Genomic DNA, 214 nt, shown 5'->3' on the forward strand with positions numbered 1-214 from the left:
GACCTTCTTCAGCAGCTCCTTGGCCTGGGCCGCGGACAGGAACGTCTTGGCTCCGCCGGGGATGAGCTCGAGCAGGAACTTGTGCAGCTGGCATATCTTGCGGGTGTGCTCCTCACCCAGGGAGCGGCGCCGGTCCCCGCACATCCGCAACACCTCGAGCTGCTCGTCGTTGATGACCGGGCGCAGCCCGGACATGCGCACCCCGACCAGGGCG

Annotated in this window: 1 pseudogene; it reads right to left on the reverse strand. The window is 67.8% G+C overall.

The annotated features are described in order from the left end of the window. Window positions 1-214, reverse strand: a pseudogene (locus tag Q0967_RS17365) (IS110 family transposase); the annotation flags it as partial.

Origin of the sequence: uncultured Serinicoccus sp. (assembly GCF_947500995.1) — a bacterium.
Classification (GTDB): domain Bacteria; phylum Actinomycetota; class Actinomycetes; order Actinomycetales; family Dermatophilaceae; genus Ornithinicoccus.